A 13,126-nucleotide genomic window follows, 5' to 3' on the forward strand; every position below is an offset into this window, starting at 1 on the left:
ACTCCGATAAGTCCGTCGGCCGCGCGCTGTGCGCGGCACGCTACAGGAGACACCGATGCGCGTATTTGCCGCCATCCGCCCGAGGCCTCGCCTCTTCTGACCATGCGCGACGTTTCCTTGAATTCAATTCCAACGATTGCCACCGACCTCGCGTGGCTCGACGATCCCGTGATTGCAGCCGGGCTTGTTACTCTGCAGGCCGGTGCGCTGCGAGCCGTGCTCGCGCCCAACGTGGGCGGTGCGCTTGCGGCTTTCTACGAAATCACGCCTGACGGTCCGCTGCACTGGCTGCGGCCCGCCGTGCCGGAAGCGTTTGTTGAGCGCGATCCGCTGAAGATGGCGAGTTTTCCGCTGTTTCCGTATTGCAACCGGATTCGCGACGCGCGTTTCGAGTTCGACGGCGCGACCGTCGATCTGACCGGCAATGACCTTCGCTTCGCGCATGCGCTGCATGGGAATGCGTGGCGGCATCCGTGGCAGGTCGGCGCGCGCACGGAAAGCGCGGTGGAGTTGCAGTTTGAACACCAACCGGACGCGGGCGTGCCGGGCGACTGGCCGTTTCGTTATCGCGCGCAACAGCGTGTCGAGTTGCGTGACGGGGCGCTGCACATCACGATGTCCGCGCAAAACCTGAGCTCACGGCCCATGCCGTTCGGGATGGGGCATCACCCGTACTATCCGCGCACCGCGCAGACCCGCGTGCATGCGAACGTGCAGGCAATGTGGCATGCCGACGCCGACGTGTTGCCGACGCATCTTGGTCCGCATCCCGCGGTCGACGCGCTGCGCGACGGCATGTCGGCCGATGCGTTCGACCTCGACAATAACTTCGCCAACTGGTCGCGCGAGGCGGTGATTGCATGGCCCGACGAACACCGTCAACTGACGATGACCGCCGAAGCGCCGTTCGATCACATGGTGGTTTTCGCGCCGGCCAACGATCCGCAACTGTGTGTGGAACCGGTGACGAACACTACCGATTCGTTCAATGCCGCAGGTCAGCGCGAACAGGTAGGCGGCTGCGTGTTGCAGCCGGGCGAGGAGATTGCCGCGACGCTAACGTGGACGCCGCTGCGGGCTTCGTGACGGCGGTTGACTCCTTGTGGCGTTACACAAAAGGAAAGGGGCGGCATATGCCGCCCCTTTCCGTTGACGCCAACCCGGTCACTCCACCCGCAACCGCGCCATATACGGCAAATGATCCGACAGCCACGCGGTTTCCTGCGTCGGCTGAATCCATTCGACGGGTTGCATACCGCGTATGAACATCTTGTCGAGCGCGAGCGCCGGTGAGAACGCCGGAAACGTGCGGCCCGATTCTCCCAGCAAGGTCGCCACTTCCTGCAAACCGTGCTCGCGAAACAGCGGCACCGAGTCGTTGCGCCAGTCGTTGAAATCGCCGGCTAGCACGAGCGGGCCTTCCGGCGCTTCCTTTTCGATCCAGTTCGCGATCCAGTGCATCTGCCGCAGACGCGCCGGCCGCGTGAGCGCGAGGTGCGCGCACAGCAGCGTGACCGAGTGACCGCCGAAAGTCGCGCGCGCTACCAGCAGACCACGCTTCTCGAAGCGATGTGCGGAGATGTCCCAGCGTCCGCCGAGGTCGAGCGGATGCGGCGACAGAATCGCATTGCCGTGCCTCCAGGACGGCTTGAACACATTCGGCCCAAGCGCGACTTCGAGTTCCAGCGCCCGGGCGATCTCGGTGGCCTGGCAATGCCAGACGTCGTTTAAAGGATCGTCGATCGGCGCGCCGAAACTGCTGGCCAGCACGGGCGATGGCATACGCCGCGCCATGGCTTCCTGCAGGAAATAGGCGTCGGCGTGAGTCGACTGAACCCAGCGCTGCATGGCCTGCCACGCCTGAAAACCTAACGGTGTACGGCCTTTGTGCAGGTTCCAGCTCACCGCGACGAAATCGTTCGGCGCGAGGTTCTCGCGGATCAATTCTTCTGGGTTTCGCATGCCGCGTTATCCACGTGTTCTGTTTTGAGGGCTTGATTGACGCGCGCTGTTGCTTGCCTCGTGGCTGCCGTCACGGCGCGCGGGTCTCATATCAGTTTGCATTGTTGGCCGCGTCGCTGGCCGCACTGCCAGTGTCCGTGAGATTGGCGCGCACGCGGTAGACCAGGTTCGGATTTTTGTCGACGATCGTCCAGCTCGCCCATTGGCCGGCCGGCGCAATTAAGCCCGGATGGCTCGCGTTCACCTGACGCGGTTGTGGCGGCAATTTGCAGCCGGTGTCGGTTTGCTGCGCGGCGTCGTCTTCCAGCGTTTCCTGCGTGTCGATTGACAGCGTCACCTGGTTCGCGTCCGCGCGCAATGGCGAAACCGTCAACGTGCGCGACAGATCGATGCTGCCGCCCGGCTGATCCTTACAGCCGACGTTATGTTGGACCATCTTGTGATGCGTGTCCGTGCGCGCCTGGCCGACGGTGGTGGTGCCGTCGAACGAATCGATCTGCTGGCCGTCGCGCATCACCTGCAACTGCCATTGCACGACCTGCGGCTGCGGCCGTTGTTGCGCGTTTGCAAGCAACGAAGTGCCGAACAGCACGGCCACGATACTGATTTTCCACATAGAAGGAATCTCCGGTCACTGCGCCGGCCCGAGGCGTCAAAGGGCCATCTTACCCCCGATAGGGGCAACGATTTTCTGACACGTCAAACGGGGCCGGGTTCAGCAACAATCCATTTCAGATAAGGACGCTTATTGGCGAAAACAACCTGTCGCCGCCGCCATGTTCCAGCCATGCCGTTAGCAGCAGAGCCATGAGACTGCTGGCTTGCACGGGAATATGTCCTCGCTACACTGGGCTTGAAACGGTGCTCATCAGGCGCCGTCATAGCAGCACCAGCCAGACGGGGTAAGCGATGACAACAGCAATGGTCAAACAGGAAATCGCCGTGGCGTCATTCAGTCGGGTGTACGACCTCGATCAGGTCGAAACCGCGCTGAACGATCTGGGCGACGGCGCGAACGAGGCGCTGCGCGCGACGTACGAGAAGATGCTGAAAACCGGCAACCTGCGCTTTTGCGTGAAGCCGAACCGGATGCCGTCGATCGACGATCTGATCGACGCGCTGCCCAATTTTTCAGCGCCGCTCGACGACATCCGCAAGCAGGTCGCGCTGTGTCTCGAAACCGAAGACCGGCTCGAACTGATGCCTATTCTGCTGCTCGGCGATCCCGGCATCGGCAAGACGCACTTTGCCAAGCAACTGGCGCGTCTGCTGGGCACCGCTTATCAATATGTGGCGATGAGTTCGCTGACGGCGGGGTGGATTCTGTCGGGCGCATCGTCGCAATGGAAAAACGCCAAGCCCGGCAAGGTGTTCGAGGCGCTCGTGAACGGCAGCTACGCGAACCCCGTGATCGCCGTCGATGAAATCGACAAGGCCACCGGCGACTCGCAGTACGACCCGCTTGGCGCGTTGTACGCGCTGCTGGAGCACGACACTGCGCAGACTTTCATCGACGAATTCGCGGAGATTCCGATCAACGCGGGCAACGTGATCTGGATCGCGACGGCGAACGACGAGCGCTCGATTCCCGAGCCGATTCTGAACCGGATGAACGTCTACGAGATCCCGCCGCCGGATCGCGACGGCGCGCGGCGTATCGCGCAGGCGATCTACGACGAGATCCGCTCGGCGCACAACTGGGGCCTGCGTTTTCCCGAGGTACTCGGCGACGATGCGCTCGACGCGCTGAGGTTGGCCTCGCCGCGAGAAATGCGTCGCGCGATGCTGAATGGATTTGGTTCGGCGCGGATTGCGGGACGCGACCAGATCGAATCTGGCGATATTCGCCTGGACTACGGAAATCGGCGAAAACCGATCGGTTTTTGAGGTTTTTTGCCTATTTTTCGCACGAAATCTGCGATTGAGGCGGCTTTTTCAAGGCTTTTTCGGCAGAAAAAACAGGTTGTCTTTACTGAAAATAAATGAATGCACTGGCAATTATTGCCAATTATGGGATGAGTGCGTGCGATCAATCGACCTGTTTTTTGATGCTCGACAAATGCATTGGGCTCCAACGAAGCAAGCGTTAGACCCTTCGACGGCGTACACTGAATGAATCAGTCCAACCGATACGCTTCAGACGCGCCCCATACCGAATGCCCGCAGTCGCCCAGACTGCGGGCATTTCTATCTGCGCGGCGTCGCGGAATTTTCGCGCAACGGTTGTGCAAGGGCAGGTGCGTATGGCAACGAGCGGTTTGCAAGAATCGAGTGCCGCATCCTGTCTTCTTCTTATCCGCTGAACGAGGCAGCGCGCGGCGAATCTGGCCGCGTCAAGGGACATGGATCAAATCGAATGTGTTGTGATCGGCGCGGGTGTGGTCGGTCTTGCCGTGGCACGCGCCCTGGCAGCGCGAGGACGCGAAGTGATCGTGCTGGAAGCTGCCGAGGCAATCGGCGTGGGCACCAGCTCGCGCAATAGCGAAGTCGTTCACGCGGGCATCTACTATCCGCGCGGGTCGCTCAAGGCGGCGCTTTGCGTACGTGGTCGCGAGATGCTTTACGACTACTGCGTCGAGCATAACGTGCCGCATTCGCGTTGCGGCAAATTGCTGGTGGCCACGTCGCGCAACCAGATTCCTCAGCTCGAAAGCATCATGGCCAAGGGCCGCGATAATGGCGTGCTCGATCTGATGCGTATCAGCGGTGAACAGGCGCAAGAACTCGAACCCAAACTCGAGTGCGTCGAAGCCGTGTTCTCTCCGCAAACGGGCATTGTCGATAGTCATCAGTTCATGCTGGCGCTCCAGGGCGACGCCGAACGCGATGGCGCGGTGTGCGCGTTTCACGCACCGGTGGAGGCGATCGCTGCCAGCAACGGCCGCTTCGTTGTCACGGTCGGCGGCGATGCGCCGATTACGATCAGCGCCGCGTGTGTGATCAACAGCGCCGGATTGCACGCGAATTCGCTCGCCCGCAAAATTCGCGGGCTCGATGCGCGTCATGTGCCGCCGCTTTATCTGGCGCGCGGCAACTATTTCAGCATTTCGGGGCGCGCACCGTTCAGTCGTCTGATTTATCCGATGCCAAACGAAGCCGGCCTCGGCGTGCATCTCACCATCGACCTCGGTGGCCAGGCGCGCTTCGGTCCCGATGTCGAATGGGTCGATGCGATTAATTACGACGTCGATCCCCGTCGCGCGGAGTCTTTCTATTCGGCGATTCGCGCGTATTGGCCAGAGCTTCCCGATAACGCATTGCAACCGGCGTATGCGGGTATTCGCCCGAAGCTGTCGGGCCCGGGCGAGCCTGCCGCCGATTTCGTCATTCAGGGACCGGCCGCGCATGGTGTGCGTGGGCTGGTTAATCTGTTCGGTATCGAGTCGCCTGGTTTGACTGCATCGCTTGCCATTGCGCAGCGGGTTTGCGAGTTGAGCGGCCGCGCCTGATCAAAGTGCGAGCTACTCGCGTCTGTTCGTTGTCGTTTTGCCGCACCGGTTCGCTATCCGTTTGCATGAGCGCAGCGTGACCCGCTACGCAGACGTCGGCACGTGAACAGCCTAGCTACCAATTCGGTTATCTCCAGCATTTGGAGCGTCACGCACGGCGGCTTCATTGCTATCCTTGGGGACCGCTGTCGAAGAACAGCGATCGGTTCAATACCAACAAGCGAGTCCCCCATGAAATCATCCCGTCGTACGTTTCTGATTACGAGCATTGGCGTCGCATCCACATTCGCGCTGTCGCGCCAGGCTTTCGCCGATGCGCCGAAAGTGGCCGACACCGATCCGACCGCCCAGGCGCTCGGCTATAAATCGGATGCAAGCAAGGTCGACAAGGCGAAGTTCGCCAAATACGCAGCCGGCCAGGACTGCGGCAACTGCAGCTTCTACCAGGCAAAAGCCACCGACGCGTACGGCGGTTGTCCGATGTTCGCGGGCAAGCAGGTCGCGAGCAAGGGTTGGTGCAGCGCATATAACAAGAAGAGCTAACGGCGCTTTGAGGTGGCGCCTCCTCGATGTCGGACGGGAAGCGCCGCAACATGAATACGCACTGCCGGCGGTCAGCCGCGAAGGCGTCATCCGTCTCGCGCGGACGACGCCTTTTTGTCCCTTGAAAACCGCACAAGCGCTCTTTACACTCGAATTCGACCCCTTCCGCTAGCAAGTTTTTGCGCACGCTAACGAAGCGTCATGGCGTCTGAAACGGCCTGACTCGGAACTCTTTCCGCTGGCTGGAGATTCGAATGTCACCTGCGTCAAGGAGCTTCAATACACGGGCCGTCGTCGCGGCCGTGATCGGCAATGCGCTGGAGTGGTACGACTTCACCGTGTTCGGTTTTCTGACGGTGGTGATCGCGCAATTGTTCTTTCCGGCGAGCAATGACTACGCGTCGTTGCTGCTGACCACCGCGACGTTCGGCGTCGCTTTCGTGATGCGGCCAATTGGCGGCATCGTGCTCGGACTCTATGCCGATCGCGCTGGACGCAAGGCGGCGTTATCGCTGGTCATCGCGCTGATGACGTTCGGCATTCTGCTGCTGGCTATCGCGCCTCCGTATTCGGCAATCGGTGTTGGCGCGCCGTTGATGATCGTCGTTGGACGTATGTTGCAGGGCTTCTCTGCCGGCGGCGAGTTCGGCAGTTCGACGGCATTACTGATCGAAGCGGCGCCGTTCTCGAAACGCGGCTTTTACGGTAGCTGGCAGATGGCGAGTCAGGCAGCGGCGCTGCTGCTCGGCGCGCTGGTGGGCGGCGTCATAACGCGCGGCCTGTCGCCTGAAGCATTGCATTCGTGGGGTTGGCGCGTTCCGTTTATTCTCGGGCTGATCATTGGGCCAGTCGGCTTTTATATCCGCCGACATCTGGCTGATTCCGAAGCCTTTCTGCTCGCACAAAAAACCGCGCCCCGTGCGACGCTTGGCGAGGTCTTCAAGAGTCATAGCCGTGATGTGCTGTGCGGACTCGGCTCCGTCGTTGCACTCACGGTGACGATCTATGTGTTGATCAGCTACCTGCCGACCTTCGCGGTCAACCAACTGAAACTGCCTTATGCGCAATCGTTTTATGCGGTGATCGTCGGCAATCTTTTATTGACCGTGCTGTCGCCGCTCACCGGCGCATGGTCCGACAGAATTGGACGCAAAGGGCTTTCGCTGTGGTCGCTGGTGATTACGCTGGTGGCTATCTACCCGTTGTTCGCGTGGCTCGCCGCTTATCCCAGCGTGTCGAAGCTGATTCTCGTGCAGGCGCTTCTGTCGATCACGCTGTCGGGCTATTACGGGCCGTTCGGCGCATTGATCGCCGAACTGTTTCCGACGAACGTGCGCTCAATCGGCTTATCGATCGCCTATAACATCGCGGTGATGGTGTTCGGCGGTTTTGGCCCGTTTGTCGTGACGTGGCTGATCAACACCACCGGTTCGTCGCTCGCGCCAATCTATTACGTCATGGGCGGACTGATGGTGTCGATTATCGCGGTGGCCTGTATTCCCGGGCAGCGTCACGTGGATCTCGACGCGCAGCGCAAACCGGCGTAACGGGTGGCAGAACGGTTCAGATTCTGGCCTTGCCGTGCAGCACTCGCAGCGATTGTTTGAGCCGCTAACTGCGCGCCTGCATCAACGGTGGCCTTTTGTCGAACCATGGCCGCGCGGCTTCTAGTTGTGCCGCCAGACGCAACAGCGTCGCCTCTCCGCCAATGCGCGATGCGAACTGCACGCCAATCGGCAATCCACGCGCATTCCAGTACAGCGGCACCGACATTGCCGGCTGGCCGCTCAGATTGAACACCTCCGTGCATCCTGCCCACGCGAATGCTTTGTTCGACGCTTCGGTCAGCAGTTTCTTCATCAGCGCTTCGAGCGGCATGGCGGTAACGGCGCGCATCTGCAGGCGTTCTGCGGACGTGGGTTGCATCTCGCCAATCTTGATCGGCGCGGACGCGAGTGTCGCGCACAGTACGACGTCAAACCGGTTCAGCAGATCGGTCAGGTGTTCCGTGATGCGGCGTTGTTCGTCAAGCGCAGCGGGGAGCCCTCGCTCACCGAGTTTGCGGCCGACATGCGCCATCGCCCATGTCGAGATTTCGAATTCGCCGCGCTGCGGTTTGTGTCCGGAGATGCGCTCGGCGTTCAGCACGAGATCTTCTGCTGTGACTGACCACAGCGTCAAAAACGCATGACGTACCGCGGCGAAATCGATGCCGAGCGAGACCGGCTCGATGTTATGACCCAGCGAACTGGCGAGCTGCGCGGCGTCTTCGAGTGCCGCGAGTGAATCGACGGACAGCGACGGCGCGAGCATTGCGTCGGTCACGTACGCAATATTCAACGGGTTGCATGGCTCGCGGCTCGCGCCGAGAAAAGTACCCGGCGCGCCGGGCGCACGTTCGGCGTTCCCCGCGAGCAGGTCGAGCAGCAACGCGCTGTCACGCACGCTGCGCGACACCGCGTGATCGATGCCGAGGTCGCCCGCGCCTGGCGGTGCGGCGCGCGGCACGCGTCCACGGGATGGTTTGAGGCCGAAGAGTCCGCAGCACGAAGCCGGAATGCGGATCGAGCCGCCGCCGTCCGACGCATGCGCAAGTGGCACGATACCCGCGGCAACGGCCGCCGCTGCGCCACCGCTCGACCCGCCTGGCGTATGGTCCAGATTCCACGGATTGCGGCACGCGCCAAACAGTTCGGGCTCCGTATAAGGCATCTGGCCGAGTTCGGGCGTGCTCGTCTTGCCAAAGATATTCAGACCGGCCGCTTTGGCCAGCGCGACGACCGGCGCATCCTGCGCGGGAACGAAGTGCCGATAGTGACGGCTGCCCATTGCCATGCGTAACCCCGCAACGGGAGCGCCAAGGTCTTTGATCAGATAGGGCACGCCCGCGAGAGACGCTTGTGCGCCCGTACTATCTGCGCTCGTTTCGCCGCTTGCCCGCTTCTCGTCGTCGCGCGATGCACGTTGACGGGCTGCATCGTAGTCCTTCAGCACAATCGCATTGATCGCGGGATTGACGGCTTCGGTGCGCGAGATCGCGATGTCGATTAATTCACGTGCGCTGGCCTGGCGGGTTCGCACGAGTTCGGCGAGGCCGATGGCGTCATGGGCGAGATAGTCTGATTGCACGTCGGATGGGCCCTCGTTATTGAGTTTGTCGAGTGTGGATCAGCCGCTTTTCATGCGCGCGTTGCGTTAGCCCGAATCGATTCAAGCCGCCGCACGGATGGACCCGCATGGAAAAAGACGGCGTGCCGTTTGACTGACACACCGTCTTTGACAGCGTACCCGAGTTGCAAGCGGGACAGTGATACGCCTACCTGATTAATGCCGATTTAGAAGCGCCAATCAGTGCGCAATTCAATGCCGCCAATTACAGACGTTCGCCAAGGAAAGTCAACGTGCGGCCGTGCGCCAACGCAGCGGCGCGCTGGTTATACGACGGACGGTCCGAGCAATTGAAACCGTGATCGGCATTCGGATAAATGTTGAAGTCGACATCGGTGCGGCCTGCGAACCGTTCCTGAATCTCGCCCACGGCCGACAGCGGGATATGCGCGTCGAGTTCGCCGTAGTGGAATTGCATCGGCACCTTGATGTTCGGAACCAGTTCGAGCTGGTTCTGGATGCCGCCGCCGTAATAGGCGACCGCGCCGTCTACCGAGCCTTGCGCCGCAGCCAGATACGCGAGGCGTCCGCCAAAGCAGTAGCCGATGGCCGCAACTTTGCCCGTGACTTCCGGCATTGCGCGCAATGCTGCCGCAGCGGAGCCGATGTCGGCGACCGCCTCGTCGACGTTGAGCTTTTGCATCAGTTCGACGCCCTTGTCGCGATCGGCGCCGTTGTACGTCAATTCGACGCGCGGCTGCACGCGCCAGAACACGTCCGGTGCGAGCGCGATGTAGCCGTCTTGTGCGTACTGATCCGCGACCGAACGGATGTGGCTGTTCACGCCGAAGATTTCCTGAATGATGATGACGGCCGGTCCTTTGCCACCTTTAGGCAGCGCCAGATAGCCGCCGAAACTGTCGTTGCCGGCGGGGATGTCGATCCATCGGGAAGTCGTGCTCATACTGTTCTCCTTAGACTCGCGCCGTGCCGCGCGGGGTTGGTTTTGATGAAGCGCCAGAGGGCGGAATGCCTGAAGCGGGCGGTTAGTTTGCCATCAAAAGATTGGCCTTGCAGTGGCGCCCGGAGTGGGCGCAAAGGGCCGCTGCGGGCTTTGCGCGTGACACGATTCTCGTAAGGGGATTGAAACGTTCTCGATAATTCATTTCTCCGCCGGGAGCCGCGTCGGTACAGTTCAGAGTGTCGGCTCGCCCTATGGTGAGCGTGTGGCTGAACAGGAGTGGATCATGAGCGAAGGCAGTTTTGTGACACCGTTTGCCGAGCGTTTTCAGATGCGGGTTCCCGTAATACAGGCACCGATGGCAGGCGGCGCCACTACACCGGCACTGGTGGCCGCGGTATCGAATGCGGGCGGATTCGGTTTTCTGGCGGGCGCGGCGCTGTCGCCGGAAAAGATTGCGAGTGAAGTCGCAGCGATTCGCGCGCTGACGGACCGCCCGTTCGGGGTCAATCTGTTCGTGCTCGACCCCGCATCGCCGGATGAAGCGACCGTGCGCCGCGCGCTCGAAGCGATCGATCCGCTGCGGGCCGATCTCGGTTTGCCGCCGGGCCAGCCTCTCGAACGCTATGCGCCGGATTTTCGCGCGCAACTGGACATGCTGATCGAATTACGCGTGCCGGCGGCGAGTTTCACGTTCGGGTTGCTTTCCAGCGCCGATGTCGGCCGCCTTCATGACAACGGCCTATATGTAATAGGCACCGCGACGCATGTCGCCGAAGGCGTGGCGTGGCGCGATGCCGGTGCCGATGCGATTGCGGCGCAGGGTGCGGAAGCGGGCGCGCATCGCGGCACGTTCATCGGCGCATTCGAAGATGCGCTGGTTGGCACCATGGCGCTCGTGCCGCAACTCGTCGATGCAACCGGACTGCCGGTGCTCGCCGCTGGCGGCATCATGGACGGCCGCGGCATCGTCGCCGCGCTGTCGCTCGGCGCGCAGGCCGCGGTGATGGGCACGGCGTTCCTCACCTGCGAAGAGAGCGCGATCCCGCAGGCATGGAAAACCCGGGTACGGTCCATGTCCGATACGTCAACCACCGTCACGCGCGCGATCACCGGCCGGCATGCGCGCGGCATACGTAATCCGTTGATGCAGCGTTTGAGCGAATCCATCGACAGGATTGCGCCGTATCCCGTGCAAAACGCGTTGACGCAGGAACTGCGTCAGAACGCGGGCCGCGCGCAAAACAGCGACTATCTGTCGTTATGGTCGGGCCAGGGCGCGCCGTTGGGCCGCACGCGCCGCGAAGGGATCGGCGCCGCCGAATTGATGGCGCAACTCGAACAGGAATGGCATGCGGCAACGGCACGGATCGCCGCATTCAGGCCGTGATTTGGCATGAGTCACGCGCATCGTGCGGCAGCGTGCGGTGCGCCTCCTTTTTAAGCAGAAAAGCGAGTTGAATCATGAGTCGTTTAACCCGCCTTCAGATCGCATTTACTCTTCTTTAAAACCAGGTTCAACCCTCCAGAAAAGCCTCGCGGCGTGCTGTCAGAGGAATCCTTCACATAGCGGAAACCCGCATGGGCCGGTGCTTTCCAGCCCGTTTGCCGGGTCGTCCGCGACACCTGTTGGATAAACGCTATTAGTGTTCATCCCACTTTCTCAAAAAAGCCCCACAAATTAATTTGATCACCTACACTTGCGCGCAAGTACGGTTTGCCGCCTGCCACAAACAGCCCGGCAACTTTACTGGCCAAGTGCATGAACGATGCAACCGGCGTGGTCGTCCACGGGACTGAGCGACACGTGTTGGGGAAGCGGGGGCACAGGGCGATTACGTTGTTTTTGGGACCGAAACTGGAGACTTACATGAACATCAAGATTCAAAAGCTGTTGCCGATCAGCGCTGCGGCGATGCTCTTCGCGACGTTGGCAACATCGGCGGCAGCCGACACGGTCGTCAAGATCGGTCACGTTGCACCGTTGACCGGCGGTATCGCTCACCTGGGTAAAGACAACGAAAACGGCGCGCGTCTGGCAGTTGAGGAAATCAACGCCAAGGGCCTGACGATCGGTGGTCAGAAAATCACGCTGCAACTCGATCCGCAAGACGATGCAGCCGACCCGCGCACGGCAACTCAAGTCGCGCAGAAGCTGGTCGACGATAAGGTCGTCGCAGTGGTTGGTCACTTGAACTCGGGCACGTCGATTCCGGCTTCGAAGATCTATAGCGATGCTGGCATCGTGCAGATCTCGCCGTCGGCAACGAACCCGGCCTACACGCAACAAGGTTTCAAGACGACGTACCGCGTCGTCGCGACCGATGCGCAACAAGGTCCGGCACTGGCTAACTACGCAGCGAAGGGTCTGAAAGTGAAGAGCGTCGCGATCGTCGACGACTCGACCGCTTATGGCCAGGGTCTCGCAAACGAATTCGAAAAGACCGCCAAGTCGCTGGGCCTGAACGTGATGTCGCATGATGCGACGAACGACAAGGCTGTCGACTTCCGCGCGATTTTGACGAAGATCAAGGGTGAAAACCCGGATGCGATCATGTACGGCGGCATGGACGCCACCGGCGGCCCGTTCGCGAAGCAAGCCAAGCAACTCGGCCTGCGCGCGAAGGTGCTGGCAGGTGACGGCGTCTGTACCGACAAGCTGTCGGATCTGGCCGGCGACGCAACCGACAACATCGTCTGCTCGGAAGCCGGTATGGCGCTCGAGAAGATGGCTAGCGGCCCGGCGTTCCTCGCCAAGTATCAGAAGCGTTTCGGTCAGCCGATCCAGATTTACGCTCCGTTCACGTATGACGCTGTGTACATCATCGTCGACGCTATGAAGCGTGCCAACTCGACCGATCCGGCGAAGATCCTGGCAGCGATGCCGGCGACGGACTACAAGGGTGTGATCGGTGAAACCACGTTCGACTCGAAGGGCGACCTTCAACACGGCGTGATCTCGCTGTACAACTACAAGGCCGGCAAGAAGACGCTGCTCGACGTAGTGAAGATGTAAATCTGTTTGATCGAAGGCGGCGGGTTCGCTGACTTCGATTAATGGATTAAAGGGCACGCGCGCCGAAAGGCCCGCGTGCCTTTTCTT

The 13,126-nt window shown here is 61.1% G+C and carries 11 protein-coding genes; 7 read left to right on the plus strand and 4 right to left on the minus strand.

Features of this window, described 5'->3' with window-relative positions; all coding sequences use genetic code 11:
* The first annotated feature begins 102 nt into the window (after positions 1 to 102).
* Entirely contained in the window at positions 103 to 1,086 is a 984-nt protein-coding gene (locus tag LMG28727_RS29705; protein ID WP_201645907.1) for an aldose 1-epimerase, read from the plus strand.
* Positions 1,087 to 1,164: 78 nt separating this feature from the next.
* Here the strand turns inward: LMG28727_RS29705 and LMG28727_RS29710 are convergent, their stop codons facing one another.
* Complete coding sequence (locus LMG28727_RS29710; RefSeq protein ID WP_201645908.1) at positions 1,165 to 1,962, minus strand: endonuclease/exonuclease/phosphatase family protein; 798 nt, start codon at positions 1,960 to 1,962, stop codon at positions 1,165 to 1,167.
* Positions 1,963 to 2,053: 91 nt separating this feature from the next.
* Complete coding sequence (locus LMG28727_RS29715; RefSeq protein ID WP_201645909.1) at positions 2,054 to 2,578, minus strand: hypothetical protein; 525 nt, start codon at positions 2,576 to 2,578, stop codon at positions 2,054 to 2,056.
* 293 nt (positions 2,579 to 2,871) lie between these two features.
* On the opposite strand from LMG28727_RS29715, the gene LMG28727_RS29720 reads away from it, so the two are divergent.
* The 4 genes from LMG28727_RS29720 (at position 2,872) to LMG28727_RS29735 (ending at position 7,501) form a co-directional block, all read left to right on the plus strand.
* A complete protein-coding gene (locus tag LMG28727_RS29720) occupies positions 2,872 to 3,849 on the plus strand; it encodes an AAA family ATPase (RefSeq protein WP_201645910.1) in 978 nt (325 codons plus the stop codon).
* Between the two features lie 455 nt (positions 3,850 to 4,304).
* Positions 4,305 to 5,411, plus strand: a complete 1,107-nt coding sequence (locus tag LMG28727_RS29725; RefSeq protein WP_201645911.1) for an NAD(P)/FAD-dependent oxidoreductase — start codon at positions 4,305 to 4,307, stop codon at positions 5,409 to 5,411.
* A 231-nt stretch (positions 5,412 to 5,642) separates the two neighbouring features.
* Positions 5,643 to 5,954: a high-potential iron-sulfur protein gene (locus LMG28727_RS29730; protein ID WP_201645912.1), complete on the plus strand. Its 312-nt coding sequence runs from the start codon at positions 5,643 to 5,645 to the stop codon at positions 5,952 to 5,954.
* Between the two features lie 254 nt (positions 5,955 to 6,208).
* On the plus strand, positions 6,209 to 7,501 hold the full coding sequence (locus tag LMG28727_RS29735; protein ID WP_201645913.1) for an MFS transporter: 1,293 nt from the start codon (positions 6,209 to 6,211) through the stop codon (positions 7,499 to 7,501).
* A gap of 64 nt (positions 7,502 to 7,565) precedes the next feature.
* Here the strand turns inward: LMG28727_RS29735 and LMG28727_RS29740 are convergent, their stop codons facing one another.
* Both LMG28727_RS29740 and LMG28727_RS29745 read right to left on the minus strand, forming a co-directional pair.
* Positions 7,566 to 9,083 (minus strand): amidase, encoded by a 1,518-nt coding sequence (locus tag LMG28727_RS29740; RefSeq protein ID WP_201645914.1) that lies wholly within the window; start codon positions 9,081 to 9,083, stop codon positions 7,566 to 7,568.
* Between the two features lie 244 nt (positions 9,084 to 9,327).
* A complete protein-coding gene (locus tag LMG28727_RS29745) occupies positions 9,328 to 10,026 on the minus strand; it encodes a dienelactone hydrolase family protein (RefSeq protein ID WP_201645915.1) in 699 nt (232 codons plus the stop codon).
* A 283-nt stretch (positions 10,027 to 10,309) separates the two neighbouring features.
* Between LMG28727_RS29745 and LMG28727_RS29750 the strand changes: the two genes are divergently transcribed.
* Together LMG28727_RS29750 and LMG28727_RS29755 are read left to right on the plus strand one after the other, a co-directional pair.
* The gene (locus tag LMG28727_RS29750; RefSeq protein WP_201645916.1) at positions 10,310 to 11,413 is read left to right on the plus strand and encodes an NAD(P)H-dependent flavin oxidoreductase; all 1,104 of its coding nucleotides are present in this window, start codon (positions 10,310 to 10,312) and stop codon (positions 11,411 to 11,413) included.
* A 480-nt stretch (positions 11,414 to 11,893) separates the two neighbouring features.
* On the plus strand, positions 11,894 to 13,039 hold the full coding sequence (locus LMG28727_RS29755; protein ID WP_201645917.1) for a branched-chain amino acid ABC transporter substrate-binding protein: 1,146 nt from the start codon (positions 11,894 to 11,896) through the stop codon (positions 13,037 to 13,039).
* The last annotated feature ends 87 nt before the right edge of the window (positions 13,040 to 13,126 follow it).

Source organism: Paraburkholderia metrosideri (genome assembly GCF_904848625.1).
In the GTDB taxonomy this organism is placed as follows: Bacteria; Pseudomonadota; Gammaproteobacteria; order Burkholderiales; family Burkholderiaceae; genus Paraburkholderia; species Paraburkholderia metrosideri.